16 protein-coding genes are annotated in these 22,242 nt (G+C 67.5%); 6 read left to right on the top strand and 10 right to left on the bottom strand.

Going from position 1 to position 22,242, the window contains the following annotated elements; all coding sequences use genetic code 11:
• Nucleotides 1-39 precede the first annotated feature (39 nt).
• Together AB0L70_RS12910 and AB0L70_RS12905 are read left to right on the top strand one after the other, a co-directional pair.
• Nucleotides 40-1,134 carry a glycerate kinase gene (locus tag AB0L70_RS12910; RefSeq protein WP_363683238.1) on the top strand — a complete coding sequence of 365 codons (1,095 nt, stop codon included), beginning with the start codon at nt 40-42 and terminating at the stop codon, nt 1,132-1,134.
• Between the two features lie 166 nt (nt 1,135-1,300).
• Nucleotides 1,301-1,657 (top strand): iron-sulfur cluster assembly accessory protein, encoded by a 357-nt coding sequence (locus AB0L70_RS12905; RefSeq protein WP_363683236.1) that lies wholly within the window; start codon nt 1,301-1,303, stop codon nt 1,655-1,657.
• Between the two features lie 111 nt (nt 1,658-1,768).
• Here the strand turns inward: AB0L70_RS12905 and AB0L70_RS12900 are convergent, their stop codons facing one another.
• Nucleotides 1,769-3,217, bottom strand: coding sequence for a DHA2 family efflux MFS transporter permease subunit (locus tag AB0L70_RS12900; protein ID WP_363683234.1), 1,449 nt, complete (start codon nt 3,215-3,217; stop codon nt 1,769-1,771).
• A gap of 163 nt (nt 3,218-3,380) precedes the next feature.
• On the opposite strand from AB0L70_RS12900, the gene AB0L70_RS12895 reads away from it, so the two are divergent.
• Complete coding sequence (locus AB0L70_RS12895; RefSeq protein WP_363683232.1) at nt 3,381-4,088, top strand: TetR/AcrR family transcriptional regulator; 708 nt, start codon at nt 3,381-3,383, stop codon at nt 4,086-4,088.
• A 346-nt stretch (nt 4,089-4,434) separates the two neighbouring features.
• Entirely contained in the window at nt 4,435-5,811 is a 1,377-nt protein-coding gene (locus AB0L70_RS12890) for an MFS transporter (RefSeq protein WP_363683230.1), read from the top strand.
• Between the two features lie 21 nt (nt 5,812-5,832).
• Here the strand turns inward: AB0L70_RS12890 and AB0L70_RS12885 are convergent, their stop codons facing one another.
• The 4 genes from AB0L70_RS12885 to AB0L70_RS12870 all read right to left on the bottom strand — a co-directional run bounded on the left by AB0L70_RS12885 (nt 5,833) and on the right by AB0L70_RS12870 (nt 10,892).
• On the bottom strand, nt 5,833-6,663 hold the full coding sequence (locus AB0L70_RS12885) for a MerR family transcriptional regulator (protein ID WP_363683228.1): 831 nt from the start codon (nt 6,661-6,663) through the stop codon (nt 5,833-5,835).
• 25 nt (nt 6,664-6,688) lie between these two features.
• Nucleotides 6,689-8,143 (bottom strand): amidase family protein, encoded by a 1,455-nt coding sequence (locus tag AB0L70_RS12880; protein ID WP_363683401.1) that lies wholly within the window; start codon nt 8,141-8,143, stop codon nt 6,689-6,691.
• 181 nt (nt 8,144-8,324) lie between these two features.
• Nucleotides 8,325-9,485 (bottom strand): amidohydrolase family protein, encoded by a 1,161-nt coding sequence (locus tag AB0L70_RS12875; RefSeq protein WP_363683226.1) that lies wholly within the window; start codon nt 9,483-9,485, stop codon nt 8,325-8,327.
• Nucleotides 9,486-9,638: 153 nt separating this feature from the next.
• A complete protein-coding gene (locus AB0L70_RS12870; RefSeq protein WP_363683224.1) occupies nt 9,639-10,892 on the bottom strand; it encodes an aminotransferase class III-fold pyridoxal phosphate-dependent enzyme in 1,254 nt (417 codons plus the stop codon).
• A 200-nt stretch (nt 10,893-11,092) separates the two neighbouring features.
• On the opposite strand from AB0L70_RS12870, the gene AB0L70_RS12865 reads away from it, so the two are divergent.
• Nucleotides 11,093-12,532 carry an NAD-dependent succinate-semialdehyde dehydrogenase gene (locus AB0L70_RS12865; protein WP_363683222.1) on the top strand — a complete coding sequence of 480 codons (1,440 nt, stop codon included), beginning with the start codon at nt 11,093-11,095 and terminating at the stop codon, nt 12,530-12,532.
• Nucleotides 12,533-12,663: 131 nt separating this feature from the next.
• Here AB0L70_RS12865 and AB0L70_RS12860 read toward each other — a convergent pair whose 3' ends face one another.
• Nucleotides 12,664-13,311 carry a GntR family transcriptional regulator gene (locus AB0L70_RS12860; RefSeq protein ID WP_363683220.1) on the bottom strand — a complete coding sequence of 216 codons (648 nt, stop codon included), beginning with the start codon at nt 13,309-13,311 and terminating at the stop codon, nt 12,664-12,666.
• The gene (locus tag AB0L70_RS12855; RefSeq protein ID WP_363683218.1) at nt 13,308-14,036 is read right to left on the bottom strand and encodes a maleate cis-trans isomerase; all 729 of its coding nucleotides are present in this window, start codon (nt 14,034-14,036) and stop codon (nt 13,308-13,310) included. Before AB0L70_RS12855 ends, AB0L70_RS12860 begins: the two co-directional genes overlap by 4 nt.
• A gap of 45 nt (nt 14,037-14,081) precedes the next feature.
• Here AB0L70_RS12855 and AB0L70_RS12850 point away from each other — a divergent pair, with 45 nt between their 5' ends.
• Entirely contained in the window at nt 14,082-17,459 is a 3,378-nt protein-coding gene (locus AB0L70_RS12850) for an FAD-linked oxidase C-terminal domain-containing protein (protein ID WP_363683216.1), read from the top strand.
• On the opposite strand, the gene AB0L70_RS12845 is transcribed toward AB0L70_RS12850, so the two are convergent.
• Genes AB0L70_RS12845 through AB0L70_RS12835 form a run of 3 tightly spaced genes read right to left on the bottom strand, consistent with a single transcriptional unit; the run spans nt 17,452 to nt 22,240 of the window.
• Nucleotides 17,452-18,630, bottom strand: coding sequence for a M20 family metallopeptidase (locus AB0L70_RS12845; protein WP_363683214.1), 1,179 nt, complete (start codon nt 18,628-18,630; stop codon nt 17,452-17,454). The genes AB0L70_RS12850 and AB0L70_RS12845 overlap by 8 nt on opposite strands.
• An 11-nt stretch (nt 18,631-18,641) precedes the next feature.
• Nucleotides 18,642-20,225 carry an allophanate hydrolase gene (locus tag AB0L70_RS12840; protein WP_363683212.1) on the bottom strand — a complete coding sequence of 528 codons (1,584 nt, stop codon included), beginning with the start codon at nt 20,223-20,225 and terminating at the stop codon, nt 18,642-18,644.
• Nucleotides 20,222-22,240, bottom strand: a complete 2,019-nt coding sequence (locus AB0L70_RS12835; RefSeq protein ID WP_363683210.1) for a 5-oxoprolinase/urea amidolyase family protein — start codon at nt 22,238-22,240, stop codon at nt 20,222-20,224. The genes AB0L70_RS12840 and AB0L70_RS12835 overlap by 4 nt, the downstream gene beginning before the upstream one ends.
• Nucleotides 22,241-22,242 lie beyond the last annotated feature (2 nt).

The raw sequence follows: 22,242 nt of genomic DNA, 5'->3' as shown, positions 1-22,242 counted from the left end.
GCGGACACGTCAACGCGAACCGTACGAGAGGATGTGCCCATGCGAGTGCTGATTGCGCCAGACAAGTTCGCGGGCACGTTGACGGCCGTCGAGGCGGCCGCGGCGATCGAGGAGGGCTGGCGGCGACGGGATCCGGACGCGGAGGTGCTGGTCGCGCCGATGGCCGACGGCGGCCCCGGCTTCATCGACGTACTGTCCGCAGTCGTCGACGGCACCCTGCTCTCGGTCACCGTCCGCGGCCCGCTCGGCGACGAGACCCCGGCGACGGTCCTGCTGGCGGGCGAAACGGCGTACGTCGAGACCGCGCAGGCGTGCGGGTTGCACCTGGTGGAACCGAAGGAGCGCCGGCCCGAGGACGCGACGACGTACGGCGTGGGTCAGCTGATCGCGGCCGCGGTGGATGCGGGTGCGAAGCGGATCATTCTCGGCCTCGGCGGATCGGGTACGAACGATGCGGGCGCCGGACTGCTGGCCGCGCTCGGAGCGACCGCGACCGGTGGGCAGCTGGATGCCGGCGCGACCGGGCTCGCGGAGCTGACCGGTGTGGATCTGACGCCGGCGCAGGAGCGGATGGCCGGGATCGAGTTCGTCGCGGCGAGTGACGTGGAGAACCCGATGCTCGGGCTGCGCGGTGCGACCAGCGTGTTCGGCAAGCAGAAGGGGATCGAGGACGACCGCAAGCCTGTCGTCGACGGGTGGCTGACGCACTTCGCCGAGCTGGCCGACCGGAAGACCGCGGACAAGAAGGGCGCGGGCGCGGCAGGTGGTCTCGGTTACGCGCTGTTGCTGCTCGGTGCCGAGCGGGTGTCCGGGATCGACCTCGTCGCCGAGCTGACCGACCTGAAGGAGAAGGCGTCCCGGGTCGATCTCGTGCTCAGCGGCGAGGGTGCGTTCGACTTCCAGTCCCGCGACGGCAAGGTGATCGCGGGCGTCGCGAAGGTCGCGAACGACGCGATGCGGCCGTGCGTCGTACTGGCCGGGAAGGTCCAGATCGGGTCCCGGGAGATGCGGACGATGGGCGTGGAATCGGCGTACTCGCTGGTCGACCTGGTGGGGGAGGAGCGCGCCTTCGCCGACCCGCATGGGTCGCTGGCCGCGGTCGCGGAGCGTGTCGCCCGGACCTGGGCGCGCTGAACAGGACTGAGACGGGCCCGAGACGGGTAGTTGATCCTGGAAATTGGTGTGCGACCATGGGAATGGTTCTGGATCAGCACGTGTTGGTTCGAACTGACAGCGGACTTTCCGCGCGTAGGTGCACGCCCACCGCAGCTACGCGCTCAAGAGATGACTGGAGTCAGGAATGACTGAAGCGCAGACCGAGCAGGCCGTCGCCACGGGTGTTCTCCTCAGCGACGGGGCCGCCGCCAAGGTGAAGGCGCTGCTCGAGCAGGAAGGCCGCGAGGACCTCGCGCTGCGGGTTGCCGTGCAGCCGGGCGGTTGCTCCGGCCTGCGGTACCAGCTGTTCTTCGACGAGCGTCAGCTCGACGGCGACGTGGTCGCCGACTTCGGTGGTGTGAGTGTCGTCACCGACCGGATGAGCGCGCCGTACCTCAAGGGTGCGTCGATCGACTTCGTGGACACGATCGAGAAGCAGGGCTTCACGATCGACAACCCGAACGCGACCGGCTCCTGCGCCTGCGGCGACTCGTTCAACTGAGTCCGGCCCGGTAGTACTCCGAAGCCCTCGGCACCAGGTGGTGCCGAGGGCTTCGTCATGCCCGGATCCGGGCATGAGGGGCGTCAATGCGCTTGTGCCAGTGCGCTTGGGTCAGTGTGCTTGGGCTCCTTCGCGGGCCTGCTTGGGCAGGAACCAGGTGACCGCGAGGCTGATCACGAACATCCCGATCGCGACCAGGACGGTCGTCTTGGTGGCGCCGAGGAACGCGTGCGCCGGCAGCAGCTGGAAGAAGATCGTGCCGATGACCGCGACCCCGATCGCGCCGCCGAACTGCTGCATCGCGGTCAGTACGCCGGACGCCGAGCCGGCGGCCTTGTCATCGATCGACGCCAGGATGATGTCGAACAGCGGGGCGAAGACCAGTCCGGCGCCGATTCCGGTGCCGAGCGTCGCCGGGACCAGGTTCCAGATCGTGGTGGCATTGCCGTACGTGTGCAGGGTGAACCAGACCGCGGCCATCGCCAGCGTCATCACCGCGACGCCCAGCTGTAGTGCCTTCCGGCCGAGCTTCGGCGCGAGCAGACCACCGGACAGCGGTGCGCCGATCGCGATGCCGAGTGAGAACGGCACCATCGCGAGGCCGGCCTTCAGCGGGCTGTAGTGCAGACCGAGCTGGGTGAACAGGTTGAAGACCAGCATGAAACCGGACATCGCCAGGAAGAAGGTGGTGATCACTGCGAGACCCGCGACGTACCCGCGGCTGCGGAACAGGGACGGGTCGATGACCGGATTGCCGGAGCGGCGCTCGCGCCAACCGAACAGGGCGAACGTGGGGATCGACGCGATCATCATCAGGATGGTCCACACCGGCCAGTCGAGCTCGCGGCCCTGGACCAGCGGGTAGATCAGCAGACCGGAGGCCAGGCTGACCAGGATCACGCCTGGCGCGTCGAGCCGGGATGCTCCGGGGGTCTTCACCTCAGGCATGAACCGGAGTGCGCCGATCAGGGCTGCGATGCCGATCGGGACATTGATGAAGAAAATCATCCGCCAGCCGGCGTCGAACCAGTTCGCATCGATCAGTACGCCGGCCAGGATCGGGCCGGCCACGGCCGACAGGCCCATCACCGGGCCGAACATCGCGAACGCCTTGCCGATCTCCTCGGCCGGGAAGACCGCCTTCAGGATCGCGAACCCCTGCGGGATCATCACCGCGCCGAGCAGACCCTGCGCGACCCGGCTGCCGATCAGCAGTTCGGGGCTTGTCGACAATCCGCAGATCGCGGAGGCGAGGGTGAAGCCGACCGCGCCGATCAGGAACAGTCGGCGGCGGCCGACCAGGTCTCCGAGCCGGCCGAAGCTGATCAGGCCGATCGCGAACGCGAGGGTGTAGCCGGCCAGCATCCACTGCATCGCGGACTCCGACCCGCCGAGCTCGGCCCGGATCGAGGGGGCGGCGATGTTGACGATCGTCGCGTCGACAAGATCCATGATCTCGGCGATCAGCACGGTCGCGAGGACGATCCAGCGCCACCGGTACGGGGTCTTGGCTGGGGTTGCTGCTGCAGTGGTGCTCTCGGTGGAGGTGGTGGTGCTCATCGGAACTCCTCGATGACGGGCTTGGCGCTGGGTGGCGTGGGTGCTGAACGATTTGCGGCTGTTGCGTGCGGCTTGTTGCTTGGCGAACGATGTTCGTTGACGAACACTGTTCTACGTGCGAACAGTGTTCCTGTCAAGTACGGTGTTCGCTACAGTGGTGGGCATGACCCCGTCGCCGTGGCAGCCGATCAGTCCCGCGAAACCCGTGCGTACGCCGAAGGAACCGCTCACCCGGGAGCGGATCGTCGACTCGGCGATGCGGCTGATGGTCGACCACGGGTACGACGCGGTCTCGATGCGGAAGATCGCCCAGGACCTCGGCACCGGTCCGGCCTCGCTGTACGCGCACGTCGCGAACAAGAAGGAGCTCGACCAGCTCCTCGTCGATCGCGCAGCGGAGCAGATGAACATCCCGGGGCACGCCGATCCGGACCGCTGGCAGGAGCAACTGAAGGACGCCATGCGCGAGATGCTGCGCGTGATGCGGGCCAATCCAGGTGTCGCGCGGGCGGCGATCGGCAACGTGCCGCTGGGGGAGCGGGCGCTGCTCAGCACCGAGTGGATCCTTACCCTGCTCAAGGCCGGCAACCTGCCGGATCAGGCGGCCGCGTGGGCTGTCGACCTGATCCCGCTCTACGTCACCGCGATCGCGTTCGAGGAGAGTGTCCAGGGTGCGTCCGGCTGGAGTGAGGCGGACGTCGAGCGGTACGTCGGCGAACTCCGCACCTTCTTCAACTCACTGCCTGCGGACCGCTTCCCCATCACGGTCGCCCTGGCCCCCGCCCTGACCTCCGGCGCCACCGGCGACGAACGCTTCGAGTTCGGCATAGCCGTAATAACCGCCGGCCTAGCCTCCCTCGCCAAGAAGTAGCTAGCCCAGCCGCCGCGCGCCCCACCCTCGACCCCACGCCCCACCGCCGACCCCACGACCTCGCGTCCCACCGTCGACCGCGCGTCCCACCGCGGCCTCGCGTCCCACGGCCGACGCGTCTCGTCCCGCCGCGGACCTCGAGTCCCAGCGGGAACCTCAGGTCCCGTCGGGCGAAGTAAGCAACTCACTGGGAAGTTGCACTGACCGTCAGTCAGCGCTTGCTGTTCACGAATGCACATGGTTAACCTTCGGATTGTCAACAAAAGTACGATCCGACAGTTCGGCGTGTGCTCAGTGCACAGTTTGGGCACGGTGGGGACGCCGTCAGCCGACAGGAGGTACCCCCGTGGACGCCGAGACCAGGCCATCAATCGACACCGAGCCGCCCCCAGGTGTGCTGAAGAAGGCGATCGCCGCGTCCGCGATCGGCAACGCGACCGAGTGGTTCGACTACGGCATCTACGCGTACGGCGTGACCTACATCTCGGCCGCGATCTTCCCGGGCGACACCGAGAGCGCGACTCTGCTCGCCCTGATGACGTTCGCCGTCTCGTTCCTGGTCCGCCCGCTCGGCGGTCTGGTCTGGGGTCCGCTCGGCGACCGGCTCGGCCGCAAGCACGTACTGGCGATCACGATCCTGATGATGTCCGGCGCGACCCTGTGCGCCGGCCTCGTGCCGTCGTACCACTCGATCGGGCTCTGGGCGCCGATCCTGCTGGTCCTGCTGCGGATGGTCCAGGGCTTCTCCACCGGTGGTGAGTACGGCGGTGCCGCGACCTTCATGGCTGAGTACGCGCCGAGCCGCAAGCGTGGGTTCCTGGGCAGCTTCCTGGAGTTCGGGACGCTGGCCGGGTTCTCCGCCGGTGCGCTGCTGATGCTGGGCTTCTCGCTCGTGCTCGGCGACGATCAGATGCACTCGTGGGGCTGGCGCCTGCCGTTCCTGGTCGCCGCGCCGCTCGGGCTGGTCGGTGTCTACCTGCGTTCGCGGCTCGAGGACACGCCGATCTTCCGCGAGCTCGAGGCGAAGGGGCAGAAGGAGGAGCAGACGGCGACACAGTTCAAGGACCTGCTCGCCGGTTACTGGCGGCCGATCCTGCGGCTCGGCGGCATGGTCGTCGCGCTGAACGTCGTCAACTACACCCTGCTCACGTACATGCCGACGTACCTCGAGAGCGAGATCGGACTGAGCTCGGATCAGTCCCTGATCGTGCCAATCATCGGAATGTTGACAATGATGGTCTTCCTGCCGTTCGCCGGCCGGATCTCGGATCGCGTCGGCCGCAAGCCGTTGTGGTGGGTCTCGCTGGCCGGCCTGTTCGTCTTCGGTACGCCGATGTTCCTGCTGATGGGGACGAACATGCTCGGCGCGATCGTCGGCTTCGCCGTCCTCGGCCTGCTCTACGTACCGCAGCTGGCGACCATCTCGGCCACGTTCCCGGCGATGTTCCCGACCCACGTCCGGTACGCCGGATTCGCGATTGCCTACAACGTGTCGACGTCCCTGTTCGGCGGTACGGCGCCGGCCGTCAACGACTGGCTCACCGCCAAGACGGGCAACGCTCTCACGCCGGCGTACTACATGATGGCCGCCTGCATCATCGGCGCCATCGCGTTGATCAAGGTGCCCGAAACCACCCGCTGTCCCCTCAACGGCACCACCACCCCCGGCACTGAAGGCGCCCCACCCCCGGTAGCCCTGGAGCCGGCTGCCGCCAAGGCCTGATCCACTGGCTGATGGCTCGGGCTAGTTGATGGGTTCTTGGAGCTCGGTGACCCAGTCGGCCGGGTTGTCTGGGCAGTCGAGGTAGAGCTCGCGTGCGGGCTCGCTGGACCGATAACCGTTGTCATCGATCCAGCGAGCCAGCGCCTGCCACGCGGGCAGAACCTGCTCGATCGACCCGCGATGCACCAGAGTCGCAGCCCTCATAGCCGGCAGATCAATAACCTCAAGCCCATTAAGGTTGCCCCCAGCATCAACCGCCGCCGGAACCGTAGCCCACAACACAACCTCATCCTCGCCCGCCGGGGATCGTGCGGTTTGCGGGGAGCGTGCGTACAGGCAGGTTAGGTGTCCGGCTGGTCGGACTGTGGCGTCGGGGAGCCGACGTCCGAGCTCGGCGCAGAGAGGACGGATGACTGGGGTGATGTCCTCTGGGGTGAAACTGTCAGCCGTGGTGGTCAGCCCGACGAGGCGGACTGCTGGTAGTTCTTTGATCACCACGTCGACCGCGGGCCGCTCGCTCTCGATGCCTCGCAAACGGGACTCGACCTGGGCAAGTCGTGCATGGCTCTCCGCGACGGTCGTCTCGAGTTCGGCACGTCTGATTGTCAACAATGCGCGCAGCTCAGCCGGACTGATCTCGTCCACGATCATCGTCCGAACCTGCTCGAGCGAGAACCCCAGATCCTTCAGCGCCACAATCCGGTTGAGGTCCGCGAGCTGGCCCGCGGTGTAACTGCGATAGCCGGTCGCCCCATCGACGTACGCCGGTCGCAGCAGCCCGATGGCGTCGTAGTGCCGCAACATCCGCACCGACACCCGCCCATGCCGTGCAAACTCTCCTATTGCAAACAATCCGCACCTCCCGTCCGACTTGTAGTCAACCAGCCAAGAGCTCGGCGAAGGTGATAGCGGTGTCGTCCTCGTGCCACGGTCCGATCACCTGAGCACCGACGGGCAGTCCATCCGGCGTCTGTCCGATCGGCATGCTGAGCGCGGGATTCCCGGTCAGAGAGGCGTGCGAGATCCAGAACACCTGGGCGTCGTACCGCTGCTCGCCGTACGACGTCGTGATCGTCCGCTCCTCGAACGGCCGATCATCGTGCGGGAACGCCGCGGTGAAGCTGGTTGGACAGAGGAAGACGTCGACGTCCTCGAAGTACCGCTGCCACCTCATCCGCGCGGCCATCCGCCGACGCTCCTCCTCGATCACCTCGGCAAGGGTCGCCGACGACGGCGAGCCGCCCTGCAGTGCGAAGAACAACTCGACCTGCGCGCCGAACGCCTCGGCCTGATCGACCGGATCGACGCCATCTGGCCAGCCCTCGACGATCTTCGCGCCGCTCCGGGCCAGGCGGTCGATCGTGTCGGACAGTACGTCGCCGACCTCACTCGACACCGCTGCGGCCGGATGATCGGCAACGACCCCGACCCGGAAGTCCGCGAGCCGCTCCCGCCGCGACGGGCTGAGCGCCCATGAGTACGGCGCTTCTGGTCCGGCCGTCGCCCGTAGCGCGGTCCGCAGATCAGCTGCCGATCGTGCGAGTGGTCCGATTGTCGACACGTTCGGAAACTCGTTCGGCAGTTCCGGCGGGCCGGGTACCTGGAACCCGTCCATCGGCACCAGCCCGGTCGTCGGTTTGAGCCCGTACACACCGCAGTACGCAGCCGGCAGCCGAATCGACCCAGCCAGATCCGACCCGTACTCCAGGTAACTCAACCCCGCCGCCAACGCAGCCGCCCCGCCACCACTCGACCCACCCGGCGTGCGACTGAGATCCGCGGGATTGTTCGTCCGCCCATAGATCTCGTTCGACGTCTGCCCAAAGTCCGCCAGCATGTTGTGAACATTGCTCTTGCCAACAACAATCGCGCCCGCCCGACCAAGCCGCTCCACCACGCGCGCATCCCGCTCCGCGACATACGAGGCCCACTCCGGATTCCCCCAGGTAGTCCGCATCCCCGCAACGTTGAAACACTCCTTAACCGTCACAGGCACCCCAAACAACCCCCCAAACCCACCCCCGCCGGCCGAGCCCGCTCGAGACCCGTCCCCGCCTGCCGAGCCCGCCCTAACCCCGTCCCCGCCGGTCGCGCCCGCCCCAAACCGGTTCCCGCCGGTCGCGCCCGCACCCGTCGCCCCCGAGGCGCCCGCTCTTGTGCGCCTTGCGGTTGCGAGGGCGGCGTCGGCGGCGTCTGCTGCCTGGAGGGCATACTCCGCCCGGGTCTCGACCACCGCGTTCACCCGATCGTCGGCTGCGATCCGCGCGAGCAAGTCCTCAGTAACCTCGCGCGACGTCACCTGCCCGGCCCGAATCCGTCCCGCAATCTCCATCGCCGTTGTCATCATGCCGCCGGTCTACGACCTGACACAGTGTCAGAGTCAACGACCCCGACGACTTGCATGCATCACGCTGCAATCAATGCACCAGACGGCTGGCCTTCACCCACGTCGCAATCAACGCACCAGACGGCTGGCCTTCACCCACGTCCGTGGTGCACGAGATCGCGCGCAATCAACGCACCTGGCGGCCGTTGCAGAAGACCTTGCGGATGCGGTGCTCCAGGGACGCGCAATCCAGGTCGGTGCCCGCGAGGAGTACGAGATCGCCGCGCTTTCCAACCGCGATCTCGCCGCGGTCGTCATCCAGCCGCAGGAGCCGGGCAGCGTCGATAGTTGCCGCCCGCAACGCCCCGGCGTCGCCCAGTCCCGCAGCCGCGAGATGCTTGAGCTCCCACAGAACCTCGGTATGCGGGCGGACCGGATTGTCAGTCCCCATCGCGATCTGCACCCCGGCGTCGATCGCGATCCGCATCGACTCCCGATGAGCCTCGGCCGCCCCATCCGGCACACTCTCCGGATCCGATTGCGAGACCGATAACGTCGGCACGAGCCACGTCCCAGCCTCCGCCATTGCCCCAGCCGCGGCCTCGTCCAGATAAGTCCCATGCTCCACACTCGCCGCCCCAGCGCGCGCCGCGAGTTCGATCGCCCTGGCCCCGTGCGCGTGCACCATCACCCGCCGATCACCCCGCCGCCGAGCCTCGTCCACCAGCGCGCTCAACTCGTCGAACGTCAACTGCAGATCGTGTACGCCGGTCCCGATCGCCATCGACCCAGTCGCCGTGACCTTGATCCAATCGGCCCCGGCACGGACCATTCGCCGTACGACGGTTCGCGCCCCGTCCGCGCCGTTGAAGATCGGATCCGGCATCGAAGGATCGTCGAAGAAGTCGATCGGCCCGGTACGCGGTGACCACAGGTCGCCGATGGCTCCCGTCGTACCGACCTGCCGCAGGCTGACCAGCACCTCCGGCCCGTCGATCCAACCCTTCTCCACCGCCAGTCGCACGCCCGCATCCGCACCCCACGCATCCCGAACGGTCGTGACGCCAAGGCTCAACAACGTGCGCAAAACGGGTACGGCGGACAACGGCCGTACCGACCGCGGCAATCCAAACGGATCCCGCCGAGTCTCCGCCGTACACACGTGCGTGTGACAGTCGATCAACCCAGGCAGCAACAATCCACCCGAACAGTCGATCCCCCCGTCCCCATCCAACCCGGTCCCGATGTCAACAATCCGATCGTCGACCAGCACAACGTCCGCCGCCCGCACCTCACCAGACGAAACATCAAGCACCGAACCGGAATGCAGCAACAGTCGACGAGTCACCCCAGCATCCTCGCAACCCACGGGGTCCCGCCCCGAGGGTCACGACGTACCCGCATCGACCCGAGAGTCACGGCGTGCCGGCGACGACCCGAAGGTCAACGGCCTACCGGCGTCCGCCGAGCTGGTTGCCCAACGTTGAGGGCTCTGGGCTCATCAGCTGGTGATTGCGGTTACCGCGTCGGACCAGATGTCGGCTGCTTCGTCGATCTCCTCGGGGGTGACGACGAGGGCGGGGATGAAGCGGACTACCTGACTCCAGGCGCCGCAGGTCAACAGGAGGAGACCCCTCCTCGCCGCCTCCTGCTGTACCGCGGCCGCCGTCACCGGATCGGGCTTCCCATCCGCGTCCCGGAACTCGTTGCCGATCATCAATCCAAGCCCGCGTACGTCGGTGATCTGCTCATGCTTGTCCGCGACCAACTGCAGCGACTGCTTGAGCTGCGCACCACGCTCGGCCGAGTTCTGCACCAAGCCTTCGTCCTGGATCACGTCGAGCGTCGCCAGCGCAGCCGCGCACGCGACCGCGTTCGCGCCGTACGTTCCGCCCTGCGATCCCGGCCAGGCCTTCTCCATCAACGCCGACGACGCAGCGATTCCTGACAACGGGAAGCCCGACGCCAGGCCCTTCGCGGTGACGAGGATGTCCGGCTGCGACCCGAAGTGGTCCCCGCCCCAGAACTTCCCGGTCCGCCCGAACCCGGTCTGCACCTCGTCCACCACGAGCAGGATCCCGTGCTCGTCGGCACGTTCCCGCAGTCCGGCGAAGAACCGCTCGTTCGCCGGCACGTATCCACCCTCGCCCAGCACCGGCTCGACGAAGAACGCGGCCGTGTCAGCCGGCGTACTCAACGTCTGCAGCACATAGTCGAGCTGGCTCAACGCGAAGTCAGTCGCCTGCTCAACCGGCCAGCCGAAGTGCCCGGGATCCGGGAAGGGCGACACATGTACGCCGGCCATCAACGGGCTGAACCCGGACCGGAACTTCGTTCCGGACGTCGTCATCGACGCGGCGGCGATGGTCCGCCCGTGGAAACCGCCGTGGAACACGATCACGTTCGGGCGACCGGTCGCTTGGCGGCTGAGGCGGAGTGCGGCCTCGATCGCCTCGCTGCCGGAGTTTGCGAAGAACATCCGGTCGAGTTGCTGGGGGAGTACCTCGCCGAGTCGCTCGACCAGCGTCAGCAGCGGCCGGTGCATCACGGTCGTGTACTGCGCGTGGATGAGCTTGCCGACCTGCTCCTGCGCGGCGGCGACCACCCGGGGGTGGCAGTGGCCGGTCGAGGTGACACCGATCCCGGCGGTGAAGTCGAGGTAGCGGCGGTCGTCCTCGTCGTACAGCAGGACGCCCTCGCCGCGGGCGGCGACGACTCCGGTCGCTTGCTTGAGGACCTGCGAGAGCTCGGCCACGGACTTCCCTCCAGATTGTTGACTGGTAGATTGTCGACAATCAGCGTATCTCACGTCTCCGGGCCGGTGAAGGGGTGCAGATGACCGAGCAGAACGAGCCTCTGAGTAAGCGCAGCAACGAGCCTCTGAACGGGCGCAGCAGCGAGCCTTCGAATGGGCGCAGTAGCGAGCCTTCGGATGGGCGTAGCAGCGAGCGCAGGGTGGTTGACGCGGTGGAGAAGCGGCTCTTCATTGACGGGAAATGGGTCGATGCGGAGGGCGGTACGACGTTCGACGTGGTCGATCCGTCCACCGGCAAGGTGCTGTGTTCGGTCGCTGATGCGACGCCGGCCGACGGGCGGGCCGCCTTGGAGGCTGCGGTCGCTGCGCAACCGGCGTTCGCGAAGACGTCGCCGCGGGAACGCGCCGACATGCTGACCTCGGCGTACGAACTGCTGCTGGAGCGGGCCGATGAGCTCGCCCTGCTGATGACGCTGGAGATGGGCAAGCCGCTCGCCGAGGCGCGGGGCGAGATTGTCTACGCGGCCGAGTTCTTCCGGCACTTCGCGAGCGAAGCGGTCCGGATCGATGGTGGGTATCAGACCGCGCCGGCCGGGAATGCGCGCTTCCTGATCACGAAGCAGCCGGTCGGGCCCTGCTTGCTGATCACCCCGTGGAACTTCCCGATGGCGATGGGCACGCGCAAGCTCGGCCCGGCGATCGCGGCTGGGTGTACGAGCGTCATCAAGCCCGCGCACCAGACCCCGCTGTCGATGCTGGCGCTGATGGGGATCCTTGCGGAGGCCGGGGTACCTGCCGGTGCGGTCAATTGCGTGACCGCGATGGACGCGGGCGGGGTGATGGAGCCGCTGATCCGGTCCGGGCTGGCGCGGAAGCTGTCGTTCACCGGGTCGACGCGGGTTGGGCGGGTGCTGCTGGAGCAGTGCGCGGAGAAGGTTCTGCGTACGTCGCTCGAGTTGGGTGGGAACGCGCCGTTCATCGTGTTCGAGGACGCCGATCTGGATGAGGCCGTCGATGGGGCGATCGCGGCCAAGATGCGCAACATGGGCGAGGCGTGTACGGCAGCCAACCGGATCTTCGTGCAGTCGTCGGTGATCGACGAGTTCGGGCGGCGGCTGGCGGAGAAGATGTCCGCGCTGATGGTGGGGCGGGGGACCGAGCCGGGGGTGAAGGTCGGGCCGCTGATCGACGAGGCCGGATTGTCGAAAGTCGACAGTCTGGTTGTTGACGCGGTGGCGCGGGGCGCGAGGGTGCTCACCGGGGGAGAGGTTGCTGGGGGCAACGGTTACTTCTACCCGCCGACGGTGCTGACCGGCGTACCGCGGGAGGCCGCGATGGCGGATCAGGAGATCTTCGGGCCGGTTGCGCCGCTGACGTCGTTCGGCACGGAGGAGGAGGTGATCGCGGCGGCCAACGACACCGAGTACGGGCTGGTTGCCTACGTCTTCACCAACGATCTTCGCCGCGCGCTCCGCGTGGCCGAGTCCATCGACACCGGCATGGTCGGCCTCAACCAGGGCGTCGTCTCCAACCCCGCCGCCCCCTTCGGCGGCACCAAACAATCCGGCCTAGGCCGAGAAGGCGGCCGCACCGGCATAGAAGAATTCCTAGAAACCAAATACATAGGCATAGCCACCTAGAACGCCGACCACTTCGGACCTAGCAGGTGGTTAGCACGTGTGGTTCGCGGTCGCGGGGTAGACGTGGCCCCGCGTACCCGTCCTCGCCTCCATTTCCTAAGCCCACTGCGGTGCGGGATTCGGGTTGGGGATTAGCGGGTGGTTAGGCGGGTTATGGCGTCGTCCATGTGGGCTACGAGGAGGTCGTCGGCGAGGAGGTGGTCGCCGGCGGCGATGGCTTCGGCTATGTGTTGGTGTTCGGTGACTCGGGCTTCGGCGCCGGAGTAGGTGGCTTCCAGGGCGTGGATGCACATGCGGGTCTCGGTGATGAGCGTCCGGTGGATGCGGCTGAGGCGTGAGCTGTTGGCCAGGTGGACCAGGAGTTCGTGGAAGGCGATGTCGATCTCGCCGACCGCGGCCGGGTCGCCCTCTGCGTCGCTCATCTTGCGCACCAGACCGTGCAGCTCCTCGCCGGCCGCCTCGTGGTCACCCGCGACGATCTTCTGTGCGGCGGCGCGCTCGATCGCGCCACGGGCCAGGTACATGTCGCGGATCTCGTCCTTCGTCATGTCGATCACGAACAGCCCGCGGTTGCGGATCGAGACCAGCAGACCTTCCTGGGTGAGCCGTTGCATGCCCTCGCGGAGCGGCCCGCGACTGACACCGAGTTGGCGCGCGAGCTCCGCCTCGCCGAGCTGCGCGCCCGGCTTGAGCTCACCATGGGCGATCGCCTGGCGAAGCTTGTCGGCGATGATGCTCGGCGTCGACTCCTGCGCCAACGGCTCGATGTAACTGGTCACGGGTGCGTCCCCCTAGCTGAAAACAGAGTGCCCAAGTTTGGCAGAGACGGTACGGCGCCTAGCAAATCGAGGCCCTTCCACACCGTCACCTGGTTCGCGGTCAGCACGGGCTTGCCGATCGCCGCCTCGAGATCGTCGACAATCTCGAGCGTGTGCATGGCCGTATCCGGCACCAGGATCGCCTCCGCGTCCGGGTGGTCAGCCGCCTTCACCATCTCGATCACCCGCTCCGGCGCGAGCGTGCCGACCTCGGCCGCGGTGATGATCCCGTGGCTCCCCATCGACACCACCTCGAGTCCGCCGCCGGTCAGGAACCGGACGAAGTGCTGCGCCACATCCTCCGGGTACGACGCCGCTACCGCGACCCGCCGTACGCCAAGTGTCCGGCAGGCGTCGACGAACGCGATCGACGTCGATGAAGCCGGTACGCCGAGCGCCTGCGCGACCCCGGACGCCTGCGTACGCGCCCCCTCGTGCCCGAACACGAAACTCCCCGACGTGCAGGCCCACATCACCGCATCCGGCTCGGCCGCGGCGAGTTCGGCCGCACCCTCGGCGAGCCGCTCGGCCCGGCCGAGGTCCAGGAGTGCATCTACCCGGTGCGCGTCCTCACCGACCGACGTGATCACGACGGGCAATCGGATGGAGCCGTCGAGCCGCGCCTCGAGCGCCGGGTAATCGTCCTCCGCGCTGTGTCCGGGGTAAAGCAGCCCTACTGTGACCATCCGTCCTCCTGGCTGACCGGCGCTCAAATCGGTAGATTGTCGACAATGCTAACCCCAGACAATCCTGCCGCCGGAAGAATCGATCCGTCGCCGGGTCGAGGTCTCGGGTACGACGGCGTCCCGGGTCCCGCGTACGACGGCGTCCCGGGTCCGGCGTACGACGTCGCGCGGTTGGCGACCGATTTGCGCCGGGAAATCCGGGGCGTCGTGGCGGACGATCGGCGGACGCGGGCGCTGTACGCGGCCGATGGTTCGAACTATCGCGCGGTCCCGGATCTGGTCGTCGTACCGGCCGATGCTGAAGACCTGGCGACGGCGGTCACGTTGACGGCGGCTGCCGGGGCGCCGGTGGTGCTGCGCGGTGGGGGTACGTCGATGGCCGGCAACGCGATCGGTGGAGTCGTCATCGACGCGTCGCGGCATGTGAACCGGATTCTCGAGATCGATCCGGAGGCGCGGACGGCGGTGGTCGAGCCTGGCGTCGTACTGACTCATTTGCTGGCTGCGGCGAAGCCGTACGGGTTGGCGTTCGGGGCGGATCCGTCGTCGGGGAGCCGGGCGACGCTTGGCGGGATGATTGCCAACAATGCGTGTGGGGCGCATTCGGTGGCTTGGGGTACTACGGCTGACAATCTGCTCTCCATCGATGCAGTCCTTGCCGACGGCACCCGGATGACGCTCGATGGTGGGATCGACGCGGGCGCGGGCGCAGGCGCCGGCCGGGGCGATGTCGGTCGCGTCTCGATCTCGTCGACCGGGACCGGGCCGAGCGACGTGGGTCTGGAGGCTTATCGGGCCGGTTTTGCGGCGCGGCCGGGGCGCGAGGGGGAGGTTCATCGGGCGTTGCAGGGGTTTATGGATCGGAATGAGTTGTTGATCCGGCGGAGGTTCGGGCAGTTCAGTCGGCAGATCTCGGGGTATGGGCTGCAGCGGTTGTTGCCGGAGTATGGGTACAACGTTGCTGCGCTGCTGGCTGGGAGTGAAGGTGGGCTTGCGGCGACAATGCGGGCGACCGTTCGGTTGAGTGAGTTGCCTAAGGCAAAGGTTCTGTGCGTTCTTGGGTTCGGGGACTCGATTGCCGCGGCGGATTGTGTGCCTGTTGTGCTGCGGCATCATCCGTTGACGATGGAGTCCATCAACAGCGATCTGGTTGAGCGGCTGCCGGCGGAGGTCCGCGATGCCGCGGTCCGTGCCGGACTACCGGCCGGCAAGTCCTGGCTGCTGATCGAGATCGGCGCCGACAACGAAGTACAGGCCGCCCGCACCGCCCGAGCCCTGCTCGACGACCTCGGCACCTCCACCTCACCCACAACCACCTCACCCACAACCACCTCACTCACAACCACCTCACTCACAACCACCCCACCTTCTTCAACTGCCACCTTCACCACACCCAGCCCAACCTCTTCAACCTCACCCAGTTCAACCTCATCCGGTTCAACCTCATCCGGTTCAACCTCATCCGGTTCAACCTCATCCGGTTCAACCTCATCCGGTTCAACCTCATCCGGTTCAACCTCATTCAGCTCCGCCTCGTCAGCTGCGTCCGGCGTGAGCGGGTCGCGCCGGCTGGGGGCGGGGGTGACGGCTTCGTTGGTTACTGATGCGGGGGCCCAGGGAGTGTTGTGGCGGTGTCGGACGGATGCTGCGGGGTTGGCGACTCGGCGGGCGGATGGGGCTGAGGCTTGGGGTGGTTGGGAGGACGCCGCCGTACCGCCGGAGCGTCTGGGTGATTACCTGCGTGGGCTCGACGAGCTGCTTGGTCGGCATGGCTTGTCCGGGGCGTCGTACGGGCACTTCGGTGAGGGCTGCATGCACATGCGGATCGACTTCGATCTGCTGAGTACTCGCGGAATTGCGACGTACCGGGAGTTCGTCGAGCAGGCCACGGAGCTCGTGGTCAGCTTGGGCGGATCGGTCTCCGGTGAGCATGGCGATGGGCGGGCGCGCTCGGAGTTGCTCGCGCGGATGTACGGCGCCGACGGACTGCGGCTGTTCTCCGAGCTGAAGCAGATCTGGGATCCGGCCGGCGTGATGAACCCGGGCATGATCGTCGACCCACCGCCGCTGGATCTCGCGATCCGGCACGACGGTCCGGCGAAGGATCGTCGATTGCTGACAATCTTCTCGTATCCCGATGACGGCAACGACTTCGCCGAGGCGCAGCGCCGATGTGTGGGGATCGGGAAGTGCCGGCAGACCTCGGGCGGCGTGATGTGCCCGAGCTATCAGGTCACCCGCGAGGAACTGCACTCCACCCGCGGCCGCGCGCATCTGCTCTGGGAGATGCTGCAAGGCGATGTGATCGAGGACGGTTGGCGGTCGACCGAAGTACGCGATGGGTTGGATCTTTGCCTGTCCTGCAAGGGATGTCTGTCCGATTGCCCGGTGAATGTGGACATGGCGACGTACAAGTCCGAGTTCACTCATCACCACTACGCGCGGCGGCCGTGGGCGCGTCCTCTGTCGCACTGGTCGATGGGGTGGCTCCCGCTCTGGGCACGGCTCGCGAAGCCGATACCCCGGTTGGCTAATCGCTTCGCCCGGCTGCGCCTGACCAAACGCCTCGGTGGGATCGCGGCCGAGCGAGAGGTCCCGGCGTTCGCACAGCAGACCTTCACCTCGTGGTTCGCGGCCCGAGAAGGTCGACCGCCGGGAGGGACCAAGGTGGTGTTGTGGCCGGATACCTTCACCAATCACCTCGCGCCGGAGATCGGTCGGGCCGCGGTCGAGGTCCTCGAGACTGCCGGTTATGAGGTCGTGCTTCCGGACAAACCGGTGTGCTGCGGGCTGACCTGGATCTCCACCGGACAGCTGACGAGAGCCCGCCGGGTCCTGAACCGATCGCTCGAAGTGCTCGCGCCACACCTAGCCGCCGGTACGCCGATTATCGGCCTCGAACCGAGTTGTACGGCGGCCCTTCGGCACGATGCGCCTGATCTGATTGCCGACAATCCTCTCGTTGACCAGGCTGCGAAGGCGACGCGGACGTTCTCCGAGTTCCTGGTCGAGTCCGGCTGGGAACCGCCGCAGGTCGGGGGACAGGCGCTGGTCCAGACCCACTGCCACCAGCACGCTGTCCTCGGCTTCGACGCCGACCGCCGGTTGATGTCGGCGGCGGGCATCGACGCGACGATCCCGGACTCCGGGTGCTGCGGTCTGGCCGGCAACTTCGGCTTCGAGCGCGACCACTACGAGGTCTCGAAGGCGGTCGGTGAACGCGTACTGCTCCCCGCCGTACGATCGTTGTCCGAAGCAACCGCCGTACTGGCCGACGGCTTCAGCTGCCGCACCCAAATAGCCCACGGCACCCCACGCCGAGCCCAGCACCTGGCCGAACTCCTCGCCGCCGCCCTCCCCGACAAGCCGTCGCGACCCGTCGAGCCGTCGCAATCCGATGAGCCGAGCAGCTCGACTAGCTGAGCAGTCGTAACGCGGTGAGGGTGTAGGCGCGGGCGGCCGTCACGAGTTCGGCGATTGAGACCGATTCGTCCGCTCGGTGGGCCTGGGACGTCACCGAGCCCGGCCCGAGAACGACGACCGGTACGCCGAGATCGCGGGCGACATACCCACCGTCGCAAGCCGCAGTCCACCCGCCGAGCGGAAGATCGGGGCCACCGGCATCAATCCGGGCCGCCTCGGTGACCCGGACGAGCTCAGCATCGGCCGCAGTCTCGAAGGCAGGCATCTCCATCGGCATATCCAGATCGACGGTCAGATCCCGCCCGTCCAACCCCAACCCAACAACCCGCGCGCGCAAATCATCCAGAACCACAGCCGGCGACTCACCAGGAAGCAGCCGACGATCAGCCACCACCACGCACTCGGCCGGCACGATCGAACCGCCCGTACCACCGTTGATCTGACCCACACTCCACGTCGCCGGCCCAAGCAACGGATGCGGATCGGCGGCCAACTCACCGTGCAGCCGTTCGATCTCAGCGACCACCGCGGCCGCGCCATAAATCGCGTTCGCACCATCAGCCGGATTGCCCGCGTGACAAGCGCGCCCGTGCACAGCAACCCGCAGATAGGAGTCGCCCCGAGCCGCGATGATTGTCTGCAAATCGGTAGGTTCCGCGGTGATGCACCCGACGAACGACCGCCCGGCCTCCGCAACGTACGCGCGAATCCCCTTCCCGGTCTCCTCTTCGTCGACCACAGCCGCCAGCTCAACCGGACCACTCAACCGAGCTCCGCGCAGAGCTGCGAGCGCCACCAACGCGGCCGCCAGCCCACCCTTCATATCGGAGGCGCCACGCCCGTAGATCCGCCCGTCCTTGACCTCCCCGCCGAACGGATCCGTCGTCCATCCATCTCCAACCGGCACGACGTCGGTATGCCCGAGCAGCAACAATCCCGGACCGTTGCCCCCGGCCAACGTCGCGGTGAGATTCTCCCGCCCCGGCTCGACCACAGTCGTAGCAACATCCAGACCGAGCCCCCGCGCGAATCCGCCCAGAGCCGCGACGGTCGCGGCCTCGTCCCCGGGCGGATTCTGACCGCGAGCCTGCAACAACTCCACGGTGACCCGCACGAGCAGGTCTTCGTCGATACGGTCCAGGACACTCTGTTCGGCGGCGGTCACACTCATGCCGCCCAAGCCTAGGGCAGCCGCTCCTCCCGGTTCAGGTACGCGCGCCATCCGCCGTACGACGTGATGTCGCGCGCCGGGTCCGCAGCTTCGGCCGTGCACACGAACCCGAGGATCCGCCGACCGTCCGACAACTCCACCGGTCCGATCGCCAACGGCGGCGCGATTGTCGACAAGAACGAGCCGAGCTCGCCCGTCGGCAGGCTCCACACCTCGACCTCTATCCCCGGACCCGGATCACCCGACCCAGTCGGCGTCAGCCCCGGCCGCGGTCCGTCGACCAGATACATCCGGTACGACGAGGCCGTCCGGGCAGCGTGGACGAGTCGGCCTCCTCGCCGTACCAGCTCGTCGTTCAACGGCTGTCCGGTCAGATGCGCACCCGCAACCGCCAGCAGTACGTCGTCCTCGCCGCACCACAACGCGGCGAGGTCGATCACCACCCGGTCGTGGCCCGCGGGCGCCAGCAACTGAACGCCGAACGGCAATCCATCGGACCGATCCGGCCCGGGGAACGCGACGGCGCAGAGATCGAGCAGATTGACCATGTTCGTGAAGCGTCCGAGTCGGCTGTTCGCGCCGATCGGGTCGGCAGCCACTTCCGCGAGCGTCGGTTGGCCCGGCGTCACCGGGAGCAGCAGGGCGTCGAGCTGGGTCCACAGGTGCTCGCTCGCCCGCGCCAACGCCGCCAGCCGATCGAAACCGGCGAACGCCTCGGCCGCAGTGAGCGCAGCACCTGCCCGGACGATCGTTCGTACGGTCGGATCCACCGCGGGCGAGTCGTCCAGCTTGTCCCCGAACGCCAACCAGCGTTCGGCTAGCCATGGCCCGGAGTACAGCAACTCCGCTGCCTCCAGCAACGGTCGTACGTCGACCTTCACGACGTCGCCGAGGCGATGCGCCTGATCCAGCGTCTGCTGCCATGCCTCTTCGTGCAGCGGATCGAGATCCAACCCCAGATCGGGTACGCCGATCACCGCCGGACTCCCGGGGCTGCGACCCGGTCGGTGGTGCGGCAGCGACTCATACCGCCGCGACCACACATCTTCCGGGTCGAAGGCGACCATCACGTCGAAGGCCAGGCGCGCCGTACGAACCGTTCGCGCCATCACCGTCACGCAGTCGAGCGACCGGCACGCCGGGACCACGCCGCGGGCCGAGACGAGTCCGCGCGACGGTTTAATGCCGACAATCCGATTGAAGGCAACCGGCACCCGACCGCTCCCAGCCGTGTCGGTGCCGAGCGCGAAGTCGACCTCTCCACTCGCCACCGCGACCGCACTGCCCGAACTCGATCCGCCCGACACGTGCTCCGACGAGAAGACCGAGTGACACACGCCGTACGGCGATCGCGTGCCGACGAGACCGGTCGCGTACTGGTCCAGGTTGGTCTTGCCCAGCGGCACTGCGCCGGCCGCGATCAGTTGCTCGACCACGAACGCGTTCTGCGTCGCCGGCTCGGAGTTGCGCGGATCGCCGGCCGTCGTCGGCACCCCGGCGAGATCGATGTTGTCCTTGAGCGCCATCGTGAGCCCACGCAACGGCCCGGGCCGGGACTCGACCGCGTCCACCTTGCTGATCCAGACGTTGTTCACGCGCCCCACCTCGCCCGTTCCGCGTCGAAGGCGGCGCGGCGTTTCGCCCGGACAGTTGCGATATCCACAGGTGCCTCCTGCTCGATCCGGCGTACGTCGGCAATCGAGAACGTGGCCGGGCCGACCCGGAGGTCCGCCCGTCCGGCCGCGATCTCGGCCCGCTCATGAGCGAGCTGTTCCGCGCTCACCGGAGTGAATCTGATCAGGTCGAACTGGCGGAGCAACCACGGCTGCTCATCGCCGGGAGCGAGCCGCCAGACCGGCACGGTCCGCCCCACCAACTGGTACCCACCTGGGCCCTCCATGCCATACACGCACAGATAGATGCCACCGATCCCGACCGCGTTCTGCGGCGTCCAGGTCCGGGCCGGGTTGTACTTCGTCGTGACGAGCCGATGCCGTGGATCGATCGGTACGGCGACCGGTGCGCCGAGGTAGACGTCGCCGAGACCGACCACCAGGTACGTCGCCTGCTGCACGATCTCGAACACCTCGTCGCGATGCCGTAGATCGTTGACCCGGCGGATGAACTCCACGTTGTCCGGGCACCACGGCGCATCCGGCCGGACCGATGTCGCGTACCGGCGCATCGCCTCGTGTGCTTCCGGATGATCGAAGGCGATCGGCAATGTCACCTCGCGCGCCGGCAGCACCACGGTCTCCGGGTCTGCCAGCCCGGCGGCCAGGAACGCAAGCTGCTCGGCCAGCTCGACCAACCCGAGTCGCGCGGAGTCGACCGCGATCAGCATCGATCGCACGCCCTCCACGATCTCGGTCACCCCGTCCGGCCGATGCGCGCGCAACGCCTGCGCGAGCAGGTGGATCCAGACCCGGACAGTGAGGTCGAGCTCGGCCGGACCGGCCTCGACCAGCAGGTGCCGTTCGCCGGCACAACGGATCGTGTACGGCGGTGTGCCGTCGGACTGATGCAGTACCTCCGGACGCGCCGAGGCCGCGATGACCGCGACCGGTGGGGTCGGTGGCTGGCGCAGGTCGGACAGCCAGGTACGTCGCTCCTCGATCGCCGCGGCCGCCGTCTCGACCGAGACCGGGACCAACGTGACGTTGTCCCCGGCCCGCAACTGCCCGAGCATCCAGCGGTCCGCCTCGATCACCACAGCCGGTACGACGAAGCCGCCGAGCGACGGCCCGTCCTTGCCGACGATGACCGGGGTATCGCCGGACAGCATGATGCCGCCGACCGGATACGCGGAGTCGTGCACGTTGGACGGATGCAGGCCGGCCTCGCCACCGTCGCTCCTGGCCCAGCCCGGCACCGGCCCGGTCAGCCTGACCCCGGTGCGGTCGGATCGATGGTCGACAATCCACTTGTTGGCAAAGAACTCGTCGACACCCTCGGCGGTCAGGTGATCGGGTGCACCATGCGGTCCGGGTATGACGCGGAGCTGCCAGGTGTCGGAGATCGTCGGGAGCTCGACCGAGAGCGGAGTCAGTAGGTTCTCCCGGCGACCCAGTGGGAGCTGATCACCCGCGGCGAGCGGACGGCCGCCGTACCCGCCGAATCCGCCGAGCACGAAGGTCGAGCGGCTACCCAGCACCGGCGGAACGTCGAGCCCGCCTTCGATCGCCAGGTACCCGCGCAGGCCCGGTCCGTCGAGTGGGCCGAGATCGAGGACGAAGCCGGCTGGAAGCCGAACCACCGCTCCGGGGCGGACGCGCCAGCCTTTGATCGTCCTGTTGTCGATCGTCGCGTTGTTGACCGTCGCGTCGTTGACCGTCCCATTGTCGGTTGTCGCATTGCTGATCGTCGCATTGTTGACAGCGCCACCGACGCAGATCAGTCGGTCCTCGTCGCAGGTCAGGACCGGTCCGGCGACCACGCACTCGAGCCCGGCCGCGCTTGCTGGATTACCGACCGCGGCATTCACCAGGGCGAAGCTGAGCTCGTCCGCCGCACCGGACGGGGGTACGCCGACATCCCACAGGCCCGGTCGTCCGGCCAGGTCCTGGATGGTCGTCTGGATTCCCGGCTTGACCACCGTGATGAGGGCCATCG

Origin of the sequence: Kribbella sp. NPDC051952 (assembly GCF_040680855.1) — a bacterium.
GTDB lineage: Bacteria > Actinomycetota > Actinomycetes > Propionibacteriales > Kribbellaceae > Kribbella.
The sequence above is the reverse complement of the archived record's forward strand: the minus strand, read 5'-3'. Positions and strand labels throughout refer to the sequence as shown.